This window comes from Arthrobacter sp. P1_D12 (assembly GCF_056406175.1).
In genome coordinates this window covers 12,117-35,675 of record NZ_JBFUAR010000013.1, presented here as the reverse complement: position 1 = coordinate 35,675, position 23,559 = coordinate 12,117, and the positions used below count along the sequence as shown (strand labels likewise).

Annotated in this window: 22 protein-coding genes and 2 tRNA genes; 13 read left to right on the top strand and 11 right to left on the bottom strand. The window is 64.1% G+C overall.

The annotated features are described in order from the left end of the window. Positions 1-673 precede the first annotated feature (673 nt). From AC1DZV_RS11130 to rpmH, 8 genes are all read right to left on the bottom strand, one after another. On the bottom strand, positions 674-1,948 hold the full coding sequence (locus AC1DZV_RS11130) for a ParB/RepB/Spo0J family partition protein (protein WP_476953716.1): 1,275 nt from the start codon (positions 1,946-1,948) through the stop codon (positions 674-676). A 67-nt stretch (positions 1,949-2,015) separates the two neighbouring features. After that, entirely contained in the window at positions 2,016-3,083 is a 1,068-nt protein-coding gene (locus tag AC1DZV_RS11125) for a ParA family protein (RefSeq protein ID WP_275450894.1), read from the bottom strand. Positions 3,084-3,170: 87 nt separating this feature from the next. Continuing rightward, entirely contained in the window at positions 3,171-3,821 is a 651-nt protein-coding gene (gene rsmG, locus AC1DZV_RS11120; RefSeq protein ID WP_018775676.1) for a 16S rRNA (guanine(527)-N(7))-methyltransferase RsmG, read from the bottom strand. 16 nt (positions 3,822-3,837) lie between these two features. Beyond that, positions 3,838-4,428, bottom strand: a complete 591-nt coding sequence (locus AC1DZV_RS11115) for a Jag family protein (RefSeq protein ID WP_476953715.1) — start codon at positions 4,426-4,428, stop codon at positions 3,838-3,840. Then, positions 4,428-5,402, bottom strand: coding sequence for a membrane protein insertase YidC (yidC, locus tag AC1DZV_RS11110; protein WP_476950929.1), 975 nt, complete (start codon positions 5,400-5,402; stop codon positions 4,428-4,430). The genes AC1DZV_RS11115 and yidC overlap by 1 nt, the downstream gene beginning before the upstream one ends. A gap of 15 nt (positions 5,403-5,417) precedes the next feature. Further along, the gene (gene yidD, locus AC1DZV_RS11105; protein WP_476950930.1) at positions 5,418-5,813 is read right to left on the bottom strand and encodes a membrane protein insertion efficiency factor YidD; all 396 of its coding nucleotides are present in this window, start codon (positions 5,811-5,813) and stop codon (positions 5,418-5,420) included. Then, positions 5,806-6,216, bottom strand: coding sequence for a ribonuclease P protein component (gene rnpA / locus AC1DZV_RS11100; protein WP_079552763.1), 411 nt, complete (start codon positions 6,214-6,216; stop codon positions 5,806-5,808). The genes yidD and rnpA overlap by 8 nt, the downstream gene beginning before the upstream one ends. Positions 6,217-6,257: 41 nt before the next feature. After that, positions 6,258-6,395, bottom strand: a complete 138-nt coding sequence (gene rpmH, locus AC1DZV_RS11095) for a 50S ribosomal protein L34 (protein ID WP_003800212.1) — start codon at positions 6,393-6,395, stop codon at positions 6,258-6,260. Positions 6,396-6,858: 463 nt separating this feature from the next. Here rpmH and dnaA point away from each other — a divergent pair, with 463 nt between their 5' ends. From dnaA to AC1DZV_RS11040, 11 genes are all read left to right on the top strand, one after another. Then, positions 6,859-8,280 (top strand): chromosomal replication initiator protein DnaA, encoded by a 1,422-nt coding sequence (gene dnaA, locus AC1DZV_RS11090; RefSeq protein ID WP_018775671.1) that lies wholly within the window; start codon positions 6,859-6,861, stop codon positions 8,278-8,280. 585 nt (positions 8,281-8,865) lie between these two features. Continuing rightward, a complete protein-coding gene (dnaN, locus tag AC1DZV_RS11085) occupies positions 8,866-9,990 on the top strand; it encodes a DNA polymerase III subunit beta (protein ID WP_018775670.1) in 1,125 nt (374 codons plus the stop codon). Between the two features lie 99 nt (positions 9,991-10,089). Then, positions 10,090-10,974 carry a phosphogluconate dehydrogenase (NAD(+)-dependent, decarboxylating) gene (gnd, locus tag AC1DZV_RS11080; protein WP_476951024.1) on the top strand — a complete coding sequence of 295 codons (885 nt, stop codon included), beginning with the start codon at positions 10,090-10,092 and terminating at the stop codon, positions 10,972-10,974. Positions 10,975-11,019: 45 nt separating this feature from the next. Further along, positions 11,020-12,246, top strand: coding sequence for a DNA replication/repair protein RecF (gene recF, locus AC1DZV_RS11075; protein WP_476953714.1), 1,227 nt, complete (start codon positions 11,020-11,022; stop codon positions 12,244-12,246). Continuing rightward, positions 12,243-12,800, top strand: coding sequence for a DciA family protein (locus AC1DZV_RS11070; protein ID WP_223914868.1), 558 nt, complete (start codon positions 12,243-12,245; stop codon positions 12,798-12,800). The genes recF and AC1DZV_RS11070 overlap by 4 nt, the downstream gene beginning before the upstream one ends. Positions 12,801-13,212: 412 nt before the next feature. After that, a complete protein-coding gene (gene gyrB / locus AC1DZV_RS11065) occupies positions 13,213-15,312 on the top strand; it encodes a DNA topoisomerase (ATP-hydrolyzing) subunit B (protein ID WP_476953713.1) in 2,100 nt (699 codons plus the stop codon). A 61-nt stretch (positions 15,313-15,373) separates the two neighbouring features. After that, positions 15,374-18,112 (top strand): DNA gyrase subunit A, encoded by a 2,739-nt coding sequence (gene gyrA / locus AC1DZV_RS11060; RefSeq protein WP_476950934.1) that lies wholly within the window; start codon positions 15,374-15,376, stop codon positions 18,110-18,112. Beyond that, a complete protein-coding gene (locus AC1DZV_RS11055; protein WP_243178157.1) occupies positions 18,109-18,741 on the top strand; it encodes a DUF3566 domain-containing protein in 633 nt (210 codons plus the stop codon). The genes gyrA and AC1DZV_RS11055 overlap by 4 nt, the downstream gene beginning before the upstream one ends. Positions 18,742-18,839: 98 nt before the next feature. After that, a tRNA-Ile gene (locus tag AC1DZV_RS11050) sits at positions 18,840-18,913 on the top strand. 63 nt (positions 18,914-18,976) lie between these two features. After that, positions 18,977-19,099 carry a DLW-39 family protein gene (locus AC1DZV_RS11045; protein WP_476953712.1) on the top strand — a complete coding sequence of 41 codons (123 nt, stop codon included), beginning with the start codon at positions 18,977-18,979 and terminating at the stop codon, positions 19,097-19,099. Between the two features lie 72 nt (positions 19,100-19,171). Next, a tRNA-Ala gene (locus AC1DZV_RS11040) sits at positions 19,172-19,247 on the top strand. A 58-nt stretch (positions 19,248-19,305) separates the two neighbouring features. On the opposite strand, the gene AC1DZV_RS11035 is transcribed toward AC1DZV_RS11040, so the two are convergent. Further along, on the bottom strand, positions 19,306-19,674 hold the full coding sequence (locus tag AC1DZV_RS11035) for a cupin domain-containing protein (RefSeq protein ID WP_028275348.1): 369 nt from the start codon (positions 19,672-19,674) through the stop codon (positions 19,306-19,308). A 131-nt stretch (positions 19,675-19,805) separates the two neighbouring features. Here AC1DZV_RS11035 and AC1DZV_RS11030 point away from each other — a divergent pair, with 131 nt between their 5' ends. Then, positions 19,806-20,735, top strand: a complete 930-nt coding sequence (locus AC1DZV_RS11030) for a DMT family transporter (protein ID WP_476950937.1) — start codon at positions 19,806-19,808, stop codon at positions 20,733-20,735. Positions 20,736-20,789: 54 nt separating this feature from the next. Here the strand turns inward: AC1DZV_RS11030 and AC1DZV_RS11025 are convergent, their stop codons facing one another. Further along, a complete protein-coding gene (locus AC1DZV_RS11025) occupies positions 20,790-21,662 on the bottom strand; it encodes a glycosyltransferase family 2 protein (protein ID WP_476950938.1) in 873 nt (290 codons plus the stop codon). A 188-nt stretch (positions 21,663-21,850) separates the two neighbouring features. After that, on the bottom strand, positions 21,851-22,849 hold the full coding sequence (locus AC1DZV_RS11020) for a hypothetical protein (protein WP_476953711.1): 999 nt from the start codon (positions 22,847-22,849) through the stop codon (positions 21,851-21,853). A 155-nt stretch (positions 22,850-23,004) separates the two neighbouring features. Here AC1DZV_RS11020 and AC1DZV_RS11015 point away from each other — a divergent pair, with 155 nt between their 5' ends. Further along, the gene (locus tag AC1DZV_RS11015; protein WP_026538031.1) at positions 23,005-23,550 is read left to right on the top strand and encodes a peptidylprolyl isomerase; all 546 of its coding nucleotides are present in this window, start codon (positions 23,005-23,007) and stop codon (positions 23,548-23,550) included. Positions 23,551-23,559 lie beyond the last annotated feature (9 nt).

Below are 23,559 nucleotides of genomic sequence, written 5' to 3'. Positions count from 1 at the left end.
CGTTTCACGTGAAACATTGATGGACCACTCCATCTCAGCTGTTCATTGAGCTCTGGAAGGTGGCGAAGATGGCTGTCGCTGAAAAGCGCGATCGCAGCGGCATCGACAGGGAGGGGTCCCTTCCGCATAAAGGAGAGAGGGGGCCTTTCCGCATAAAGGAGAACTGTACAGCCGCCATTTCACTCGGCGTAGCCGTTCCATGGAATCAGAAGCTCCACCGACGAAGCGCAACAGAGTGGACGGTACGGCCACCGGAAATCCATCGACTCTTCAACAGGATGCTCAGCAGGAAGCTCCGTCCCAGTCTGGGATACCGCCTGCCCAGTACCAGCCCGTCGTTCCGCACGTGTCCCTCGGTCTCGCCGAAGCAGAGCCGAGACTGACAATTTCTACAGAAAGACCACGGCGCTGCGACGGTCCCACGCCCGCAGCCGCAACCCTCGAGAGCCCCGGGCCAGGACGAAAGCGAGAGAGTCACCCGGAGGTTCTCGGCGCCACCGGTGTCGCAGCTCCGTACTCGTAAACAGTGGCGAACTCCGGCAGCCGCGCACACGGCAGCGCCGAACTCGGCACCACCGAATCCGCCGGCACACCGGCAGCATCGGTAGAGACAAAAAAGGGAGGTCTGTTTCACGTGAAACAGACCCTCCCGGAGAACTCAGCGAGTCGCGACCTAGTTTGGCGCTCCCGGCGTGAGGACATCCATGATGCGGTTCAGGTCCTCGACGCTGGCGAACTCAATGCTGACACGCCCCTTGCGGGCACCAAGCGAAATCTTGACATTAGTATCGAGGCGGTCAGACAGGGACGACGCCAGGTAGTCCAGTCGCTCGTGGCGCGCTCCCGCCCGCGGGATGTTGTTCTTGGCCGGCGAGGCGGGGCTCTGATACAGGGTCACGGCTTCTTCGGTCGCTCGGACCGACATGCCCTCTGAAACAATCTTCTGCGCCAGGCGTTCCATGGCCGCGGCGTCAGGAAGTGCCAGGAGTGCTCGGGCATGCCCTGCGGAGATGACATTTGCCGCGACCCGGCGCTGCACCAGCGGGGGCAGCTTCAGCAGGCGCAAGGTGTTGGAAACCTGGGGCCGCGAACGCCCAATCCGGTCCGCCAACTGCTCGTGCGTGGTGCCGAAGTCCTCGAGCAGCTGCTGGTAGGCCGCCGCCTCTTCGAGGGGATTCAGCTGGCTGCGGTGCAGGTTCTCCAGCAGCGCGTCGCGAAGGAGGTCGTCATCGGTGGTGTCACGGACAATCGCCGGGATAGTTTCCAGGCCCGCGGCCTGTACTGCACGCCACCGTCGCTCACCCATGACTAGCTCATAGGGTTCGCCACCCTCTTCGGTTGAGGTACGGACCACAATTGGCTGGAGGACGCCAATTTCCCGCACGGAGTGCACCAGCTCCGCCATGTCATCCTCATCGAAGACCGAGCGGGGCTGCTTGCGGTTGGGATGGATGTCCGTAACCGGGATTTCGGCAAACCTGACACCGGGCACCTCTACGAGGTCAACTGTTCCCTCGTCGCCGTGCTCGGGCGTGGAGTCAAACGCCAGCTGTTCGCCGGCGTCGGACGCGGCCGCCTTGGCAGCAGCGGGCGCCGACTTGGAGGCAGCCGACTTTCGAGCGGGAGTTTTCTTGGTCACGACGGTGGCAGCTGCGTCGGCTTTATCGGCAGCAACGTCGGCTTCGGCAGCGGCGCTGCCGGTTTCCGTGGTGTCAACCGTGAAATCAGCGGAATCGTCGGCCTTGAGCGGTGTGGACTTCGGCTCCTTGTCCCGCGTGGCGTTTGCGTCGGGGTGCGGCTCGGCGTCGGAGGTCTTTTTTCGGGCTTCAGGGAAGAAGAGGTCCACGGGCCGGGATGGGGCAGCACCGTTTCCGGAGGCGTTTGCCGCGGCGGAACTTGGAATGAGTGCGCCAAGTCCACGGCCGAGGCCGCGTCGCTTATCGCTCATGGATAAATCCCTCCAGTGGAAGAGCCGGGATTCACCTGGCTCTGGTTAGTGCAATTCTTGAAAGATTCTAACGTTCCGCGATTTCCGCGGCGGCTTCCAGGTAGGACAGGGCACCGCTGGAAGAAGGATCATACGTCATGACAGTTTGCTGGTAGCTCGGCGCCTCGGAAATACGGACCGACCTCGGCACCACAGCGCCGAGCACCTGCTTCGGGAAGTGCTCCCGGACCTCGGCTGCCACCTGGGCGGCGAGGTTGGTGCGGCCGTCATACATGGTCAGCAGAATCGTGGACACAACCAGATCAGCGTTCAGGTGCTTCTGGATCATCTCAATGTTCTTCAGGAGCTGGCTGAGGCCTTCGAGGGCGTAGTACTCGCACTGGATCGGGATAAGGACTTCGCCTGCCGCACAGAACGCATTTACGGTCAGGAGCCCGAGGCTCGGCGGGCAGTCGATGAAGATGTAGTCCAGGCGCTCCTCGCCATTCTTGGCGCGCTCCTTGGAGTACACATCGATTGCGCGGCGCAGCCGCTGCTCGCGGGCCACCAGGCTAACGAGTTCAATCTCGGCACCGGCAAGGTGGATGGTGGCGGGCGCACAGATCAGGTTGTCGATGTCGGGGCACGGGGCCACGACGTCCTTCAGCGGGACATCATTGATCAGCACATCGTAGATGCTGTCGACATCGGCGTGGTGCTCGATTCCCAGGGCGGTGGAAGCGTTGCCCTGCGGATCGATGTCGATGACGAGCACGTTCAGGCCAGCGGCCGCCAGCGCGGCGGCAATGTTCACGGTCGTCGTGGTCTTGCCGACGCCGCCCTTCTGGTTGGAAACGGTGAAGATCCGGGTTTTCTCCGGTTTGGGGAGCTGCCGGCCGAGCAACCGCTCGCGGCGCTTGTTTTCGTGCGCGAGTTCGCGGGCGATGGGACTGGAATCGTCGATGGAATCCAGCACGTTCCCCGTGTGCGGAAGGGATGTTTCACGTGAAACACCGGCCATCCCGGTCGTCTTCGCAACTGAAGCCGTGTGATTTCCGGAGTAGTCAAAAGCTACTGCAGGAGCCGTAAACGCCCGTGCGGACCCCAGGGACACAAACGGCGGGATCCGTTGTGTGGAGGCTTCGCTACTGCTCACTATGACACGCTCACTCTCATTCGGCTCTTACTGCCGGTTACTAGCCTAACCTCTTCCCCTCAGACTCCCCGGGCACCGGGGCCGGTGCTAGGTAATCTTTTGAGGCTTGTTCACTACGATTCGCACAACGGTGGTGGGTTCCTCAAGCAGGTCTTCGCCCACCACCACCACGGACGTCTGAATGCCGCCCAGTTTGCGGATAACCTTGGCGGCTTTTTCGATTTCCTCGCCGGCGCTGCGTCCCTTGATGGCGACGACTTCGCCCTTGCCGGCCAGGAGCGGAATGGTCAGCCCGGCAAGATTGGACAGCGCGGATACGGCGCGGGCAGTCACGACGTCGGCGTTCACGAGTCCCACTGCGAGTTCCGCGCGGGTGCGCATGATCGTGACGTTCTCGAGGCCAAGATCATCCACCACCTCCTGGAGCCAGATGACGCGGCGCTCCAGCGGTTCGATCAGCGTCAGTTCCAGATCCGGCCGCGCAATGGCCAGGCACAGGCCAGGCAGGCCGGCGCCGCTGCCGACGTCGGCGACATGGCTTCCGTGGGCAATCTGGCTCTCGATGACGGCGCAGTTAAGCACGTGGCGGCTCCAAAGCCGCGGCACCTCGCGGGGCCCGATCAGGCCCCGCTCGGTCCCGGAAGTCGCCAGGTGCTCGACGTAGCGTTTCGCCAGTTCCAGGCGGTCGCCGAAGATGGATTCTGCTGCCTTGAGTTCCGGGGCGGTAATTTCAACCATCAAGCTAGTCAACGGTTCAGTCTGCGGAGACAACGATGTGCCGGTCGGCGCCTTCGCCTTCGGACTCGCTCACGAGTCCCAAATCAGCGACAGCGTCGTGCACGATCTTGCGCTCGTAGGCACTCATCGGAGCCAGGGCAACTGCCTCACCGGAATCCTTCACAGCAGCGACGGCGTCTTCAGCGATCTTCTGCAGGTCGCCGGCACGCTCGGCACGGTAGCCGTTGATATCCAGCACCAGGCGGGAGCGGTTCTCCGTCGCGGAGAGGACCGCGAGCCTCGTGAGCTCCTGGAGGGCCTCAAGGACTTCGCCGTCACGGCCCACCAGGCTGTCCAGCCCGTCGGCTTCCTCTTCGGCGACGATCGAGATGTACGTGCGGCCGTTGCGGACCTCGATGTCGATGTCGCCATCAATGTCCGCGATGTCCAACAGTTCCTCGAGGTAGTCCGCAGCGACGTCGCCTTCTTCTTCGAGGCGGCTGGCGGAAACACTCTTGCCGGTGCCGGTCTCCGCACCCTGTGACGAGTCGTCGGCCGCGCTCTGGGCGTCGTCCCGGTCGTCGTCAAACTCGGCGGAAATAGCGTGTTCGGTGCTCTCGGCGGACATTACTTCCTCTTCCTGTTCTTACGTTGCGGCTGGACGCGCTGGGTCTTGGCTTCGACGGCGGCCGCGGCGGAGGCTTCGGCTGCCTCGGCGTCGACCTTCTTGCCGCCCAAAAGGGGCAGGGCGGGCAGCCCCTTGGCTGCCCGGCGCTCGGCGAGAGCCTTGGCCGCCGGCGATCCCGGCGTAGGCATCCGGCGGATCACGAAGAACTGCTGTCCCATGGTCCACAGGTTGGTGGTGGTCCAGTAGATCAGGACGCCGATGGGGAAGTTAATACCGCCCACACCGAAGACGACCGGCAGGATGTAGAGCATCATTTTCTGCTGGCGCATGAACGGGCTGGCCAGGGCCTCTTCGGACATGTTCTTGGCCATGATCTGCTTCTGCGTGATGAACTGCGAGGCCGTCATGGCCAGGATCATCACGATGGACAGGATCCACACCGACATCTGGTTGCCGCCGCCGCCGTGCAACAGCGATGCCGAAAGCGGGGCGCCAAAGATGGTGGATTCGTCGAACTGCTTGACCTGCTCCGGGCTCATGGCGCCGATGCCCTGGCCGCCCGCCTTGGCCGAACTGATACCGGAGAGCACCTGGAACAGCGCGAAGAAGAAGGGCATCTGGATGAGCATGGGCAGGCAGGCGGAGAACGGGTTGGTGCCGTGCTTCTTGTACAGCGCCATCTGTTCCTGCGCCATGGCCTGGCGGGACAGCTGGTCCGTCTTGCCCTTGTACTTGTCCTGCATTTTCTTCAGGTCCGGCTGCAGCAGCTGCATGCCGCGCTGGGCCTTGATCTGCTTGACGAAGACGGGAATCAGGGCGGCACGGATGACCAGCACAAGTCCGATGATGGCCAAGGTCCAGGTCCAACCGCTGGCCGCCGGCATGCCGATGGCGCTGAGTCCGTCATGGAAGCCGACCATGATGGCTGAGACCAGCCACTTGAACGGGGCCAAGATTGTTCCAAAGATGTCCATACGATTCCCTATTCGTCAGGCCGCAGTGCGGCCTTCTCCATCAGGCTGAGCAGCCAGGTATATGTCCGGATTGTTCAGCACAACAATTGTGGGGGTACGGCCCGCGGGCCATTCCCGATGCCCGGCGGGGACATGGTCCACACCGCCGGCATTCCATGGATGGCAGCGCAACAGGCGCCTCGCAGCGAGCCAGCTTCCTTTTACCGCGCCGTGGACGGTGATCGCCTCAAGGGCATAGGCCGAGCAGCTGGGGAAAAAACGGCAGACCTGGCCGTAGAGCGGCGAGATCACCTTGCGGTACGCCAGGAGCAACAGGATGAGGACATCGCGGGGCAAGTTCCAGACTGCCCGGCCCAACCATGCTGCTGCGGATTTTGCAGGAGGGACGACGGCGGCAGTTGAGTTACGCACGCGGGGTCCCTTCCTGTGTCGTCTCGTTAGAACCTGGTGAAGCAGCCTGCGAAAGGCGGTTGCCCAGCCTTTTCATGGTCGTCTCCAAAGCGGCGTCATAGTCGGCGAGCAGCTGGTCCCAGCTGGCTCCCGCTGCGGCGGGCAGGGCCCGGACCACAATGGCGAACCCGCTGCCGTATTTCTGCAACGACAATGCACCGGCTTCTCTCAGTCTCCTCTTAACGAGGTTCCTGACAACAGCGTTCCCGACACTCTTGGAAACGATGAATCCGATCCGGCTTGGTTCATCGGCAGCGAGAGCTGCCGCATATAACACTACGTTCCGGCGTCCATTGCGGACACCGGAACGTACAGTTGTTGAAAAATCGGTTGATGTCCGCAGACGGTTCCTGGTGGCTAGCACCGTTCAACTCGCACAGGGATATGGACCGACGAGTCAGTTATTTAGGCCGACAGTTCGGTGCGGCCCTTGCCACGACGGGCTGCCAGGATGGCACGGCCGGCACGGGTACGCATACGAAGGCGGAAGCCGTGCTTCTTGGCTCGACGGCGGTTATTCGGCTGAAAAGTCCGCTTGCTCACGTTAGTTACTCCAGTGGATCAAAGGTGCGCCCACCCGATCAAGGGGAAGAACTGGCCGACGCTAAGTTTTGGTATGTGCCGCTTCCCTCGTATCTCACACGACGCGGGGCGTCAGGAAAGATGCAGATGAGGCGAAAAGCGTACACATGGGACTTCACAACGTTAGGGCTTGCCAACCTTCCGAGTCAAACCGGGGACCGCTCCGCGAGCTATCCCCAGCTGTGGCTAACTGCTCCCGCAGCCTGTGGATGAAGTGCGTCACGCGCCCCATTTCAGAACCACAACGGTGTAATTATCCACAGGACTGAACCCAGCTATCTTCTGGCGTTTTCATCCCCTACAGTGTCTCAGTAACCCCTTATCCACGGACTGTGTATAACCCTGTGGATTGAGCCGGCCGGTGGACAGCTCCGGACCGCGTGGATGCACGTAATGCAGGCCAGCAAGTTTGAGGAACTGATTGATGACAGTAGACGAAGCCAACCAAGCCAACACTGTCGGAAGTTCCTGGCGGCGGGTAGTGAGCCTCCTGGAGAACGACCACCGTGTCTCTCCCCGGCAGCGCGGCTTCGTCATCCTCGCCCAGGCGCAGGGGCTCATCGGTTCCACCCTGCTGGTGGCAGTTCCGAATGAGCTCACCCGCGAAGTGCTGCAGACCCAGGTCAAGGAAGCCCTCGACGACGCGCTCCGCAGCGTGTTCTCCGACGAAATCCGCTGCGCGATCGACGTCGACACGGATCTGGTGCCGCTGCACACAGAACCCGAACCCGCCGTCGAACTTTCCCTGGCCGCCGACCCGACCGTGGAATTGAAGCCGCAGCCGATGCTGCCGAGCACCTCGCACGAATTCGGCCGGCTGAACCCAAAGTATGTCTTCGACACCTTCGTGATCGGTTCCTCCAACCGGTTCGCCCACGCAGCCGCCGTGGCAGTAGCCGAGGCGCCGGCGAAGGCCTACAACCCGCTGTTCATCTACGGCGACTCCGGACTCGGCAAGACCCACCTGCTTCACGCGATCGGCCACTATGCGCGCCGGCTCTACAGCGGGATCCGGGTCCGCTACGTCAATTCCGAGGAATTCACCAACGACTTCATCAACTCCATCCGCGACGATGAAGGCACCAGCTTCAAGACCACGTACCGCAACGTGGATGTGCTGCTGATCGACGACATCCAGTTCCTTGCCGGCAAGGACCGGACGCTGGAGGAGTTCTTCCACACGTTCAACGCCCTGCACAACAACAACAAGCAGGTGGTCATCACCTCGGACCAGCCGCCGAAACTGCTCGCCGGCTTCGAGGACCGGATGAAGTCGCGCTTCGAATGGGGCCTGCTGACCGACATCCAGCCGCCCGAACTGGAGACCCGCATCGCGATCCTCCGGAAGAAGGCCCTCAGCGAGGGCCTTTCCGCACCGGACGATGCGCTCGAATACATCGCCTCCAAGATTTCCAGCAACATCCGCGAACTTGAGGGAGCCCTCATCCGTGTCACGGCGTTCGCCAGCCTGAACCGGCAGCCGGTGGATGTGGCCCTGGCCGAGATGGTGCTCAAGGACCTGATCACCGACGACGGTGCCCAGGAAATCACCTCGGCGCAGATCCTCACCCAGACAGCCGACTACTTCAAGCTCAGCATGGAAGAACTCTGCAGCAAGTCGCGCACCCGCACACTGGTGACCGCCCGGCAGATCGCGATGTACCTGTGCCGGGAGCTGACGGACATGTCCCTGCCCAAGATCGGACAGGAGCTGGGCGGCCGCGACCACACCACCGTGATCCACGCCGACCGCAAGATCCGCGAACTCATGGCCGAGCGCCGGGTCATCTACAACCAGGTGACCGAGCTGACCAACCGGATCAAGCAACAGCAGCGCAATTCCTGAGCCATCGGCCGGCGCACTCTTACCTTATTAACAGGGCCCTGTGGACAACCCTGTGGATAGTTAAGGGGACAACCGCGGTTAATGGGCTTAAAACCCTTAAGGCGCCTGTGGATTGGCCAGTCGGCCAAAAATCTTGTCCCCATCCACACCCTGTTTAAAACCTGCTCCGCCCACAGTCCATGAACAGGGCTTAACCGCGGATTCGCACGGCAGGATCGAGTTATCCACAGTTTCCACAGCAGTTATTAACACTACTAATCCCAAGAAAATGAAATTCCCTCAAACAACAATCTCGTTCCCACCTCCGAGCAGCGCCCAGGCCCGTTCCGGACCGGCGCAGGAGACCGGCCCCGCGAACAACACCGATGTAACCCGGGGATGGGAGAAACGCTCACCTTGGGGCTAAGCTGTCTGCAGTGCGTCCGTCCCGGACATCTTTTGTGGTTCCTACCGGGCCATGGGGCCCGGGTGGGCGGACGATTCCTTTGTTGACGGAATTCGGCGTCCCTGCCGAGGTCCGCCGCAGCTTGAGCAGTTTCAGCGATTTTCAGCACTAACAGCAGCAATGAAAGGCGGCACCCTTCCGTGAAGTTCAGAGTCGAACGGGACGTCCTGGCAGAAGCCGTGACATGGACCGCCCGGTCGTTGTCTCCGCGGCCGCCCGTTCCCGTACTTTCGGGCCTGCTCCTGAAGGCTGAAGCCGGTACCGTCAGCCTGTCGAGCTTCGACTACGAGACCTCCGCGAGGCTCGAAATCCCCGCTGACATCAGCGCCGAGGGCACCATCCTGGTATCGGGCCGCCTGCTCGCGGACATCTGCCGCAGCCTGCCGTCCGCCCCCGTCGAGGTCGAAACCGACGGCAACAAGGTGACGCTGACCTGCCGCCGAAGCAGCTTCCACCTGGCCACGATGCCCGAGGCCGAATACCCGCCGCTGCCGGCCCTGCCGACGATCAGCGGCACGGTGCCCGGCGATTCGTTCGCCCAGGCCGTATCCCAGGTGATCATCGCGGCCAGCAAGGATGACACCCTGCCGATCCTGACCGGCGTGCGGATGGAAATCGAGGACGACCTCATCACGCTCCTGGCCACCGACCGCTACCGCCTGGCGATGCGGGAAGTCCCGTGGAAGCCTGCGACGCCGGGCATCTCCACGAGTGCTCTGGTCAAGGCCAAGACCCTCAACGAAGTGGCCAAAACCCTGGGCAGCAGCGGCGACATCAACATCGCCCTCGCCGACGACGACAGCCGGCTGATCGGCTTCGAGAGCGGCGGCAGGACCACAACTTCACTCCTGGTCGACGGCGACTACCCGAAGATCCGTTCGCTCTTCCCGGATTCGACCCCCATCCACGCCACCGTGCAGACCCAGGAACTGGTAGAAGCCGTGCGCCGCGTCTCGCTCGTGGCCGAACGCAACACGCCTGTCCGGCTCGCTTTCACCCAGGGCCAGCTGCACCTGGACGCCGGCACCGGCGAGGACGCCCAGGCCTCCGAAGAGCTCGAAGCCCAGCTGTCCGGTGAAGACATCACCGTGGCCTTCAACCCGCACTACCTGATCGAGGGCCTGAGCGTCATCGAAACCAAGTTCGTGCGCTTCTCCTTCACCACCGCACCCAAGCCGGCCATGATCACGGCCCAGCAGGACGCCGAGGGCGAGGACCAGGGCGACTACCGCTACCTCGTCATGCCCGTCCGGCTGCCCAACTAGCCCGTCACTGCCGTGCCCCGGACCTCCGGAGCACGGCACCTGCGGGCCATCACGGCCGTCCCCAACGAAGCACCCCAGCGCAGAAAAGAGTTCATCCCCGTGCACATCGGACTAATCGGCCTTGGAAAAATGGGCTTCAACATGCGTGAACGGCTGCGCAACGGCGGGATCGAGGTCACCGGGTTTGACCGCAACCCCGACGTTGCCGACGTTGCCACCCTGGACGAACTCATCGCCGCCGTCCCGGCGCCGCGCCTGATCTGGGTCATGGTCCCCTCGGGCGAGATTACCGACGCCGTGATCACCGAACTGGGCACCAAGCTCGACGCCGGTGACCTCGTGATCGACGGCGGCAACTCCCGGTTCACCGAAGACCAGAAGCACGGTGCCGCGCTGGCCGAAAAGGGAATCCATTTTGCGGACTGCGGCGTGTCCGGCGGGGTCTGGGGCCTCGAGAACGGTTACGGCCTGATGGCGGGCGGCGATGCCGCGGACATCGAACGGGCACTCCCCGTCTTCGACGCGCTCCGTCCCGCAGGTGAGCGGGCCGACAGCTTTGTGCACGTCGGCGGCGTCGGCGCCGGCCACTACGCCAAAATGGTCCACAACGGGATCGAATACGGCCTGATGCAGGCTTACGCCGAGGGGTACGAGCTCCTGGCCGCCAAGGAGATCGTCGCCGATCTTCCCGGGACATTCCGGGCCTGGCAGAAGGGGACGGTTGTCCGCTCCTGGCTCCTGGACCTCATGGTCAAGGCCCTTGACGAGGATCCCGGACTGGAATCGATCTCCGACTACGTCGAGGATTCGGGCGAAGGCCGCTGGACGGTCGAGGAGGCCATTGCCAACGCGGTGCCGGCCCCGGCGATCACGGCTGCGCTGTTCGCCAGGTTCTCTTCCCGCGAGGACAATTCGCCGGCCATGAAGATGGTCTCGGCGCTGCGCCACCAGTTCGGCGGCCACGCGACCCGGCCAGCCAAATAATTCTGCCCGGCCACTTGATCCTGCCTGTGAAGTCCTGAATCCCGCGTGTACCTAGAAAAACTCTCGCTCACCGATTTCCGCAGCTACGCCCAGGTCGACCTCAGCCTTGAGCCCGGAGTCACCGTCCTGGTGGGTTCCAACGGCATCGGCAAGACCAACCTGATGGAAGCGATCGGGTATCTGGCCACGCTCACCTCGCACCGGGTCAGCACGGACGCGCCGCTGTTGCGGTTCGGTGCCGAGCGGGCCATGATCCGGGCCAAGCTGGTCCGGGGCGAGCAGTCCACCGTGCTGGAACTGGAAATCAATGCGGGCCGGGCCAACCGCGGCCGGATCAACCGGAGCAATCCGGTCCGTGCCAGGGACCTGCTCGGGATCTGCCAGACGGTGCTCTTCGCGCCGGAGGACCTGGCGCTGGTCAAGGGCGATCCGTCCAGCCGCCGCCGGTTCCTGGATGAGCTCCTGGTCAGCCTCATGCCGCGCCACGCCGCGACCAGGAGCGACTACGACCGGGTCCTGAAGCAACGCAACGCGCTGCTCAAGTCGGCCCGCGCCGGAAAATTCAGCACCGGCCACGAGGCGACGCTCGATGTCTGGGACCAGCACATGGCCCGGGCCGGGGCTGAGCTGTTGCACGCGCGCCTGGAGCTGGTGGACCGGCTGCAACCGCACCTGAAAAACGCCTACGCGCAGCTGACCGACGGCTCCAAGGAGGCCACTGCGGTGTACCGTTCCACGCTGCAGGACAGCCTGGACGATGACGGCGCCACCTCAAGACCAGCGGATTCCAGACCTGCGGACGGAACTGCTGCCGATGAGGCCGCCCCGGCGGAAGACCTGCGCCTGCTCTCCGTCGAGCAGCTCACCGACCGCTACATTCAGGCCTTCGCCGCAGCCCGGCGCAAGGAACTGGAACGGGGAATCTCGCTGGTCGGGCCACACCGCGACGAACTTGAGCTCGTGCTTGGATCGGCTCCGGCCAAGGGCTACGCCTCCCACGGGGAAACCTGGTCCATGTGCCTGTCCCTACGCCTGGCCTCCTACTACGTCATGCTCGACGATGCCCGCACGGGCGGCTCGCCCCCGATCCTGATTCTGGACGATGTCTTTGCCGAACTCGACGTCGATCGGCGGCGTAAACTGGCGGCAATAGTATCCGGCGCCGAGCAAGTGCTGGTCACTGCCGCCGTCGAGGACGATATCCCGGCGGAGCTGACGGGACGGCGGGTGAAGGTCATCCCGGGAGGAATCGATGAGCAGGAAAATCGATGAATAAGGATACCGACGGCGGCCTGCAGCCCGGCCGCGACCCCGACGATATCGATGCCGCGCAGGCCGCATTGAACCGGATGCGCGACGCCGCCGCGGCCCGCGGCGAAATCCGCCGAAAGGCGCCGCCGCGGCCCGGCAGCACCCAAAAGCCTGCCCGCAGCGCTGGAACCCGCGGTTTCAGCCAGTTCCACGGCACCGGCAGGGATCCGTTGGGGCTCGGCAAAGTCGTGGGACGCCTCGTCGCCGAACGCGGCTGGAGCTCGCCGGTGGCCGTCGGATCCGTGATGGCGCAGTGGGCCGTGCTGGTGGGCCCGGAGATTTCGGCGCACTGCACTCCCGAGAGTTTTACCGACACCACCTTGCATGTGCGGACCGATTCCACGGCCTGGGCAACTCAGCTGCGGCTGCTCAGCAGCAGCCTGCTGGAAAAATTCCGGACCGAGCTTGGCGATGGCGTCGTCACCAGCATCCAGGTGCTCGGACCCGCCGCCCCCAGCTGGCGCAAGGGCCTTCGGACGGTCAACGGCCGGGGTCCCCGCGACACGTACGGATAGCCTCCGGCCCTGGCGGGCACCGGATCTGAAGCACTTCTTGCAAAAACCCTTGAAAAATCCGCAAGCGGCGTGTAGGGCGCTTGAACCTCCCGGAGTCGTATAGGAACCCTAGGGCTGGACCCCGAAAGCCTTGCAGGGGGAGCCAGCGCCCTCCCAGCGGCACTTTCCCGCCCGTTTGGCGCCCTGGAATGCAGGTTTGGCCCCTATAACACGATAGAATCGGTGTAGATAACTGGGCGCCGGTGAAGCGTTGACTGAGTCCGTTTCCGACGCAATTTCAGCGTGCGGCGGACGGTATCCCAAGTCAGCGGAAACACCCGGCGTCGTCAGTGACGTGCCTGTTGGCAGGAGCCTTTTCCACGGAAGGGGCAACCGCCGGCCTTCAACGAACATAGAGGAGTCGAAAGCGCCTGTGGCTAACGACAATGCAGAGATCCCGGCAGTGGAAGACGTAGCGGAAGCGGTGGAACAAGAGGCTCCGGCAGCGGCGCCGTCGGGGACCGCGACATCGCGCGAATACGGCGCCAGCGACATCACCGTACTTGAAGGTCTGGAAGCTGTCCGGAAACGTCCCGGCATGTACATCGGCTCCACCGGCCCCCGCGGTTTGCACCACCTGGTCTATGAAGTGGTGGACAACTCGGTGGACGAGGCCCTGGCCGGCTACTGCACGCACATCGAAATCGTGCTGCAGGCCGACGGCGGCGTCAAGGTGGTCGACGACGGCCGCGGCATCCCCGTGGACATGCACCCCACCGAGCACAAGCCCACCGTGGAAGTCGTCATGACGATCCTGCACGCCGGCGGCAAGTTCGGCGGCGGCGGATACGCCGTTTCCGGCGGCCTGCACGGCGTCGGCATTTCGGTGGTCAACGCACTCTCCAGCCGGGTCGACACCGAGGTCCGCCGCCAGGGACACGTCTGGCGGATGTCTTTCGCCGACGGCGGCAAGCCGCAAGGCGGCCTGGTCCAGGGCGAGGAAACCACCGAGACCGGCACTACCCAGACGTTCTACCCCGATGCCAGCATCTTCGAGAGCACCGACTTCGACTTCGAAACACTGCGGGCCCGCTTCCAGCAGATGGCATTCCTCAACAAGGGCCTGCGCATCACGCTGACGGACGAGCGCCGCGCTCCGGAGGAACCGTCCGAGGACGGCGACCTGGACCTGGACACGGTCCCCACCGAAGGCGAAATCCCCGCGGAATTCCACACCGTGGTCTACCAGTACGACGACGGGCTGCTGGACTACGTCAAGCACCTGAACTCCGGCAAGAAGGTTGACGTGGTCCACGAGGACGTCATCGCCTTCGAAACCGAGGACACGGAACGGCACATTGCCCTGGAAATGGCGATGCAGTGGACCAACGCGTACTCCGAGAGCGTCCACACCTACGCCAACACGATCAACACGCACGAGGGCGGCACCCACGAAGAGGGTTTCCGCGCCGCGATGACGTCACTCATCAACCGCTATGCGCGGGAGAAGAACATCATCAAGGAAAAGGAAGACAACCTCACCGGGGACGACATCCGCGAGGGCCTGACGGCAGTCATTTCCGTGAAGCTCTCGGAACCGCAGTTCGAGGGCCAGACCAAGACCAAGCTCGGCAACTCCGAGGTCAAGGGCTTTGTCCAGCGCGTTGTCACCGACGGCCTGGGCGACTGGCTCGAGCGCAACCCCGGCCCCGCCCGGGACGTCATCCGCAAGGCCATCTCCGCAGCCCAGGCGCGCATGGCCGCCCGGAAGGCCCGGGACAACGCCCGCCGCAAGAGCCCGCTGGAATCCTTCGGCATGCCCGGCAAGCTATCCGACTGCTCCTCGAAGAACCCGGAGAGGTGCGAGGTCTACATCGTGGAGGGTGACTCGGCCGGCGGTTCCGCCAAGCGCGGCCGCAACCCGGAGACCCAGGCCATCCTGCCGCTGCGCGGCAAGATCCTGAACGTCGAGCGTGCCCGGTTGGACAAGGCGCTCGGCAATGCCGAGGTCCAGTCCATGATCACCGCCTTCGGCACCGGCATTGGCGAGGACTTCGACATCGCCAAGCTGCGCTACCACAAGATCGTGCTCATGGCCGATGCCGACGTCGACGGCCAGCACATCACGACGCTGCTGATGACGCTGCTGTTCCGCTACATGCGCCCGCTGATCGAAAACGGCTACGTCTACCTCGCGCAGCCGCCGCTGTACCGGATCAAGTGGTCCAATGCCCCGCACGACTACGTCTACAGCGACCGTGAACGCGACGCGAAGCTGCTCTCGGGCCAGGCCGCCGGCCGCCGCATCCCCAAGGACAACGGCATCCAGCGCTACAAGGGCCTCGGTGAAATGGACTACACGGAACTGTGGGACACCACCATGGACCCGGACCACCGGACCCTGCTGCAGGTGACGATGGACGATGCCCTGGCGGCGGACCAGATCTTCTCGGTTCTGATGGGCGAGGACGTTGAATCGCGCCGAAACTTCATTCAGCAGAACGCCAAGGACGTTCGGTTCCTGGACATCTAGAGGGCAGCCAAGCCCCGAATATGCCCGGACTGATATATACCTGAAACGGAAAATATAGACTATGAGTGACGAAACACCAGAGGTGCCGGCTGGCTCCGAGCCCGTCCTTGAAGGCGCCATCCTCGATGGCGACGTACTGACCGACCGCGTCGAGCAGGTTGACCTGCAGACCGAAATGCAGCGCTCCTACCTCGACTACGCCATGGCCGTGATCGTGGGCCGTGCCCTGCCGGATGTCCGCGACGGCCTCAAGCCCGTCCACCGCCGCGTGCTCTACGCGATGTTCGACGGCGGCTACCGCCCGGAACGCTCTTTCAACAAGTGTGCCCGCGTGGTGGGCGAAGTCATGGGCCAGTACCACCCCCACGGCGACACCGCGATCTACGACGCCCTGGTCCGCCTGATCCAGGACTGGACCATGCGCTACCCGCTGGCGCTCGGCCAGGGCAACTTCGGCTCGCCGGGCAACGACGGCGCGGCCGCCCCGCGGTATACCGAAACCAAGATGGCGCCGCTGGCCATGGAAATGGTCCGGGACATCGACGAGGAAACCGTCGACTTCCAGGACAACTACGACGGGAAGAACCAGGAACCGACCATCCTGCCGGCGCGGTTCCCGAACCTCCTGGTGAACGGGTCCTCCGGCATCGCCGTCGGCATGGCCACCAACATCCCGCCACACAACCTCCGCGAGGTCGCCGACGGTGTGCAGTGGTACTTGGCCAACCCAACCGCCAGCCGCGAAGAGCTGCTCGAAGAGCTGATCCAGCGCGTCAAGGGACCGGACTTCCCGACCGGCGCCACGATCCTGGGCCACAAGGGCATCGAGGACGCGTACCGCACGGGCCGCGGCTCCATCACGATGCGCGCCGTGGTCAACGTCGAGGAACTCCAGGGCCGCACGTGCCTGGTGGTCACCGAGCTGCCGTACCAGGCCAACCCGGACAACCTGGCCATCAAGATCGCCGAACTCGTCAAGGACGGCAAGATCTCCGGCATCGCCGACCTCCGCGACGAGACCTCGGGCCGGACCGGCCAGCGACTGGTGATCGTGCTCAAGCGCGACGCCGTGGCCAAGGTGGTGCTGAACAACCTCTACAAGCACACCCAGCTGCAGGACAACTTCGCCGCCAATATGCTCGCGATCGTCGACGGCGTGCCGCGCACGCTCAGCCTCGATGCCTTCATCCGGCACTGGGTCACGCACCAGATGGACGTCATTGCCCGCCGCACCCGGTACCGGCTGCGGAAGGCGGAGGAGGAAGCGCACATCCTCCGGGCCCTTCTCAAGGCGCTGGATGCGCTCGATGAGGTCATTGCCCTGATCCGTGCGTCCACCACCACCGAAGCGGCCCGCGACGGGCTGATGGAGCTGCTGGACATCGACGACGTGCAGGCCCGGGCCATCCTGGACATGCAGCTGCGCCGGCTCGCTGCACTGGAGCGCCAGAAGATCCAGGACAAGCACGCCGAACTTGAGGCCCTGATCGTCGAATACAACTCGATCCTGGCCTCGGAGGAGCGCCAGCGCGAGATCATCAGCACCGAACTCTCGGAGATCGTGGCCAAGCACGGCGATGACCGCCGCACCAAGGTCCTGCTGGGCTACGACGGCGACATGTCCATCGAGGATCTGATCCCCGAGGAGGAAATGGTCGTCACCATTACCCGCGGCGGCTACGTCAAGCGCACCCGCAGCGACAACTACCGCTCGCAGCAGCGCGGCGGCAAGGGCATCAAGGGCGCGCAGCTGCGCGGCGACGACGTCGTCGAACACTTCTTCGTCACCACCACCCACCACTGGCTACTCTTCTTCACCAACCTGGGTCGGGTCTACCGCGCCAAGGCGTACGAGCTCGTGGAAGCCGGCCGCGACGCCAAGGGCCAGCACGTGGCAAACCTGATGGCGTTCCAGCCGGACGAGCACATCGCCCAGGTGCTGGACCTGCGCGACTACCAGCACGCCCCGTACCTGGTGCTCGCCACCAAACGCGGCCTCGTCAAAAAGACCCGTCTGGAGGACTACGACACCAACCGGTCCGCCGGCGTCATCGCCATCAACCTGCGCGACGGCGATGAGCTTGTCTCGGCCCAGCTGGTGTCCGAGACCGATGACCTCATGCTGGTCTCCCGCAAGGGCCAGTCCGTCCGCTTCACCGCGACGGACGATGCGCTGCGCCCGATGGGCCGTGCCACCTCGGGCGTGACCGGCATGAAGTTCCGCGAGGACGACGAACTGCTGGCGGCCGACGTCGTGCAGGACGGTTCGTTTGTCTTCATTGTCACCGAAGGCGGCTTCGCCAAGCGGACCGCAGTGGAGGAATACCGCCTCCAGGGCCGCGGCGGCCTTGGCATCAAGGTGGGCAAGTACCAGGAAGAACGCGGCCACCTCGTCGGGGCCCTCATTGTCAACGAGGAAGACGAAGTCCTGGTGGTCATGGAAGGCGGCAAGGTGGTCCGCTCGTCGGTCAGCGGCGTGCCGGCCAAGGGCCGCGACACCATGGGCGTGATCTTTGCCAAGCCGGACAGGAACGACCGCATCATCGCCGTTGCGCGCAACAGCGAACGCGGGCTCGAAGTCGAGGAACCGGCCGAAGGTCAGGATGCCGGTGAAGACACCGGCGAAAATGCCGGAGACGTGACCGAAAATCGGGCATCCACGCCCGATGACGTAACGTTGGCTGAAGATGGCGGACTGCATGAGGAGTCCGCAGCGGCAGAATCAGTACCGGCCCCGGAGTCAGATGAGTCATCAGGCAATGCCGAGCTGGACGAAGACAATACCGGAGGTAACGAGTGAGTAATTCCGACTCATATCCCAAGCCGAGCAGCGGCGTGCCGAGCGGAGTGCGGCAGCCCGCCGCCGCACCGCGCGTAGGCGCCCCCTCGCGTCCGCAGCAGCGTCCCGGCGTGTCCGGCGCAGCCACGGGAACGGGCCAGCGGCCCGCCGCACCCGGCCAGCGCCCCACGGTCCCCGGCCAGCGCCCCGCCGTCCCGGGGCAGCGCCCCGCCCAGTCCGGCGGGCAAGGCACTGCCGGGCTGATCAAGCCCGCTCCCAAGGCCAAGGTGCGCCGTGCCAGGCTGCTGGTCAGCAAGGTGGACCCCTGGTCCGTGCTGAAAATGGCCTTCCTGCTCTCCGTGGCGCTGGGAATTGTCACCGTCGTGGCGGCGATCGTGCTCTGGACCGTCCTGGACCTGACCGGGATCTTTGACCAGGTGGACAGCCTGCTCGGGACCCTCGCCGGCTCCGAAGGCGGCGGCTTCGAATTGAAGAAGGTGGCATCCCTGGGTCAGGTGGCGTCATTCGCCACCATCATCGCCGTGATCAATGTGGTGCTGCTGACGGCGTTGTCGATGCTTTCGGCGGTGCTCTACAACATTGCCGCGACGCTCGTCGGCGGCATCGGCGTGACCCTGACGGACGACTAATTCCCGTACTTTTCCGCGGATTCCCGCGGAAAAGGGCCTCGATTTGAGATCGGGCCGGGATGTGCTGTACAGTCATATCTCGGCCCGATGAGGCATCGGGGCGTATAGCTCAGGCGGTTAGAGCGCTTCGCTGATAACGAAGAGGTCCCAGGTTCAAGTCCTGGTACGCCCACGGAACCTGTACTGGTTCTGGCAGAGGTTAGTGAAGGTTCGTCCATGACAGAACCGGAACGGGGTGCATGTGAAGAAGTTGCTGGTTATCGCAGCCACGGTCGCAGGCATCCTCCTCTACAGGAAAGTGCAGGAATCCGAAGCCCGGAAAGTGATCTGGAGCAATTCAACCGATACGGTTGACTAGCCCGGAACCCGGGGATGGAAGCTGGAAATCAGCTCTCCGGACCTAGGGTATGATTGTCGGGTTGCTTCTTATGGGGGCATGGCGCAATTGGTAGCGCACCTGCTTTGCAAGCAGGGGGTTCGGGGTTCGAGTCCCCGTGCCTCCACCATAGGAAAAGCCCCGGACAGCGGAAACGTTGTCCGGGGCTTTTTTCATGCCTTCCCCACTCACTCCTTCGGCTTGGCGTAGTCCGCCATCCCTTGCCAGTCGATATACACGTAGGGCTCGTCGCCGAGCACCCAGGCGTCGTGGCCCGGCGGAATCACACCGAAGTCGCCGGGCCCGAATTCGAGTTCTTCGCCGTCGTCCATGACGACTTTGATGCGGCCGGAAATCGTGTAGCCGGTATGGCTGGCCATGCAGCTGTCAGTTTTGGCGATCGGCTTGACGTGGTCTGACCACTTCCAGCCCGGAAGGAAGGTGGCCCGTCCAACCGGGCCGGCCTCGAGGTTGACGAGATCCACCTGACCCATGCCCTCGGCAACGGGGCGCGTCTCTTCGGGATTGTCCAGGCTCTTGCGGATCATTGACGCCATGATGGTCTCCTTCTTCGATGATGGCGAGACCGGAACGTGAGACCGCGCCTTAAGGTTGGCACCGCGGTATGCACCCGTCAAGGAGCAGCGGCCGTAATGGCCCCTGCTGTCCGTCCCATTAGTGTTGGAGCGTGAACTTCTTACTTGCGGCCGTAGGCGTGCTGGGTGTGGCCTCGTCGGGGCCACTCATTGCCGCCACGCTGGGCGCCACGTCGGTCAGTGCCCTCGCCATCGCTTTCTGGCGCAACGCCATTGGAGCAGTCGTGATGGCCGGTCCGGTTGTGGTCCGCAACCCCCGTCAGTTCGGAAAGGTGACCGGAGCCGAGTTCCGCTGGTCGCTCGCCGCTGCCGTCGCCCTGGCCCTGCACTTCGCGTGCTTCATTACCTCCCTGCAGCTGACGTCGGTCGCGGCGGCGACGGCGCTGGTGTGCCTTCAGTCAGGCTGGATAGCGATCTTCCAGCTCTTCCGGGGAGTCCGGCTCCGCTGGCCGGTCCTGGTAGGGCTGGGGCTCGCTTTCGGCGGTGTCGTGACAATCACCGGTTTTGATATGGGCTCCTCGCCCGAGGCGCTTGTGGGCGATCTCCTGGCCGTCGCCGGCGGCGCCTTGGCGGGCATCTACACGCTCGCCGGAGGCAAGGCGCGGCAGAGCATGGGCACCGGCGTCTATACGACCCTGTGCTACGGCATGTGCGCCGCGATTGTGGCGGGGATGGCGCTGCTGGCCGGACAGCCGCTGGCAGGGTTCGAAGCCACCGGCTGGCTGGGGATCCTCGCCATTACCGTGTGCGCACAGCTGGTGGGGCACACCGCGTTCAACTATCTGCTGGCGACCATGAGCCCGCTGCTGGTGTCCATGATCATCCTGCTGGAAATCCCCGGAGCGGCGCTCCTGGCCGCAGCCTTCCTGGACGAGACGCTGCCGGCCGGGACCTACGTGGGGCTGGCGATGATCCTGGTGGGGCTCGCCGTCGTGGTCCTGGGGCAGCGAGGCTCACGCTCCGCCCGGAGAACGGGCGAGGGAGCCGGTGCAGAGCGGCTGGCGGAGCTCGGCACCGACTAGGCCGCTCCCGGCGGCCGCATCTCCCGGCGGCCGCGTGGCCGCCGTCATTGGCCGCTATTGGCCGCCGCGGCGGGCCGGCTGGGGAACGTTGACCGTGTGGATGGCACGGAGCAGTTTCGCCGGGAAGTAGACCGAGAAGAAGACCACCATGGGCGCCTTCAGTGCCATCTTCTTGACGTTGTGGGCCTTGTAGGTGCGGTCAAAGCGCGTCACGTAGTAGCGGTAATCCCGCGGCGAGTCCTCCAGCCGCCGGGCCGACATGCCCGAGATCATCTGCGGCCAGTACTGGATCCGGAGCTCGTGGTCGGCCAGGTGCAGCGACAGATCGATATCCTCGTGCATCTCGTCCCGCTCGTCGCGGCAGGCTTCTGTGCGGATGGTCTCCCAGGCCGAGCGGCGCATTGCCATGTTGGACCCGAAGAGGAAGTGATACTGGTGCTTGGCAAGCCTGAGCATCAGTTGGCGCATTTTGTCGTCGGCCTTGAGCCCGAACCGGCGCATGGGCATGTCGTAATAAACCACTGGACCGGTCGCAGCGTGCACAGACTCGTCGGCGAAGGCTTTCTGCACCTGCTCCACCCAGTCCGGTTCCAGCACGGAATCGGCGTCGATCCGGCCGAGGATATCGCCCGTGGCGTGGTCAAGGCCGAAGTTGCGTGTGGGAATGAGCCCCTGATCGCGGTTTTGGCTGAGCAGGATGATCGGGCTCTCCGGATACTCCAGCTGCATCTGCCGCACGATTTCCGCCGTGCGGTCCTTGGACAGGTTGTCCACCACAATGATTTCGTGGGCGGGCACCGACTGGTAGACCGCGGCGATCAGACACTGCCGGATGACGCTTTCCTCGTTGTACGCCGGGATGACGATAGACACAGCCGGCGGCGGAGCAAGGAGCAAGGCATCCTGGGGTGATCTATGGGGTGACATCACCACAAATTTAGCATCTAGCCTGGCGTTTGAAGCCGGACCGTGACGTGCCTGCGGAGGCCGAGTCAAACAAAAGGAGGGATCCCGCACTGTGGCGGAATCCCTCCTTGGGAGAGTGCAGGACACCTGCCGGCACCCGGACTGCCCGACGCAGGGTCTCGACTCAGCCGGCCTGTGCCGGCCAGGTTCTACTTGCCGGGCTTGTCTGTGCCGTTGTTCAGGCTGGCCGCGATGTTGCGTACGGCCGTTTTGGCGTCGGTGGCAACCTTGTCGGCGGCGTCAGCGGCGTTGCCGGCGGCGTCCTTGGCCGTTTCCGTGGCTTTGTCCGCCGCGGTGGTTGCGGAATCGGAAACCTGCTTGGATGCCTCAGCCGCGGAGTCCGCTGCCGCTACAGTCGCGGAACCGGCCTTGTCGGCGGCGTCCTTCAGCGATTCGCCGGCCGGGGCGGCCGTGGGGGCGGGCTTTACCGGCGTCGGTACCTTCCAAGGGTCCTCCACCGGCCTGGACGCCCGCCAGGCGGCGACACCGGCTGCAACGGCGGCAGCGATGATGCCGAAGATCAGCAGGCCGCGGTGCTTGGGCTTCTGCTGCTTGGCGAGCTTGGCATTAGCCGTCTTGGTGACCTCGGTGGCAGCCGCCTTGATGTGCTTGCTGGCGTTCTTGCCTGCCTTCTTGGCGTGTCCCTTGACGGCCTGAGCCTGCGTCTGGACGCCGGTGACAACACCGGAATCAACAAGCTTCTGTGCGACGGCGTCCACGTGGGCCGGGGCGTTTTCCAACGTGCGGTGGACGGCCACGGAAGCCTGCCCGATCTGGTCGGAAAGCCTGGGCAGGTACTCGACAACAACCCGGTCGCGTGCATTGGCGATGACCGGGGCTGCCTTGTCCACGGCTTCGTGCAGGCGCGGGGTCGCGCTGTCCGCGGCATCGTGGATCCTCGGCGCCAGCTGGGCCAGGCCATCCTGAAGACGGGGAGTAACAGTGGCAACGCCGCCGGCCAGATTGTGGGCCGCGGACTTGAGGCCCTCTTGGATCTTGGGAGAGGCGGTGTCCAGTCCGTGCTGCAGGCGGGGAACAGCCCAGTTCACGGCAGCCTCAACCCGCGGGGCCGCCCAATCCTTGGCGCTGTCTACTCCGGTGCTCACTGACTGCTCCAGGTCACGGGCAATACGATCCGTTTTCTTCACAACTACCTCCCGATTAATGTGACGGTTCTGCAGTTAGCCTACGTGTCTAGGAACGCACCGGCTATTCTTCAGGCCGATTTCCAGTGGATTTCACCCAGCGCGGAACTGACTCTGCGGCCCTATGCGGGCGGAGCCGTCATGGAAGAATGGGCCCTATGACTGCCAACGCAACCGCAAAAGCCACTATCCACACGAGCCTCGGCGACATCGTCGTCAACCTCTTTGGCAACCACGCGCCGAAGACCGTCGACAACTTCGTCGGGCTGGCCACCGGTGAGAAAGCCTGGACCCACCCGGAAACGGGCGAGGACAAGACCGGCACGCCGCTCTACAACGGCACCATCTTCCACCGCATCATCAAGGACTTCATGATCCAGGCCGGCGATCCCCTGGGCCGCGGCACCGGTGGACCGGGCTACAAGTTCGACGATGAGATCCACCCGGAACTGACTTTCAACGAGCCGTACAAGCTGGCCATGGCCAACGCCGGCGTCCAGATGGGCCGAGGCACCAACGGTTCGCAGTTCTTCATCACCACCATCCCCACCGGCTGGCTGCAGGGCAAGCACAGCATCTTCGGTGAGGTCGCCGATGATGAATCCAAGAAGGTCGTCGACGCGATCGAAGGCGTCCGCACCGGCATGGGCGACCGCCCCGTCGAGGATGTCACCATCAACAGCATTGACATCGAAAAGCTCTAACCCACCACC

Excerpts from the sequence above, each read along its gene's own strand:
- AC1DZV_RS11130 (WP_476953716.1), bottom strand. The coding sequence starts at position 1,948 with ATGAGCGATAAGCGACGCGGCCTCGGCCGTGGACTTGGCGCACTCATT.
- rsmG (WP_018775676.1), bottom strand. The coding sequence starts at position 3,821 with ATGGTTGAAATTACCGCCCCGGAACTCAAGGCAGCAGAATCCATCTTC.
- AC1DZV_RS11115 (WP_476953715.1), bottom strand. The coding sequence starts at position 4,428 with ATGTCCGCCGAGAGCACCGAACACGCTATTTCCGCCGAGTTTGACGAC.
- yidC (WP_476950929.1), bottom strand. The coding sequence starts at position 5,402 with ATGGACATCTTTGGAACAATCTTGGCCCCGTTCAAGTGGCTGGTCTCA.
- dnaA (WP_018775671.1), top strand. The coding sequence starts at position 6,859 with ATGACAGTAGACGAAGCCAACCAAGCCAACACTGTCGGAAGTTCCTGG.
- AC1DZV_RS11070 (WP_223914868.1), top strand. The coding sequence starts at position 12,243 with ATGAATAAGGATACCGACGGCGGCCTGCAGCCCGGCCGCGACCCCGAC.
- gyrA (WP_476950934.1), top strand. The coding sequence starts at position 15,374 with ATGAGTGACGAAACACCAGAGGTGCCGGCTGGCTCCGAGCCCGTCCTT.
- AC1DZV_RS11035 (WP_028275348.1), bottom strand. The coding sequence starts at position 19,674 with ATGGCGTCAATGATCCGCAAGAGCCTGGACAATCCCGAAGAGACGCGC.
- AC1DZV_RS11025 (WP_476950938.1), bottom strand. The coding sequence starts at position 21,662 with ATGTCACCCCATAGATCACCCCAGGATGCCTTGCTCCTTGCTCCGCCG.
- AC1DZV_RS11015 (WP_026538031.1), top strand. The coding sequence starts at position 23,005 with ATGACTGCCAACGCAACCGCAAAAGCCACTATCCACACGAGCCTCGGC.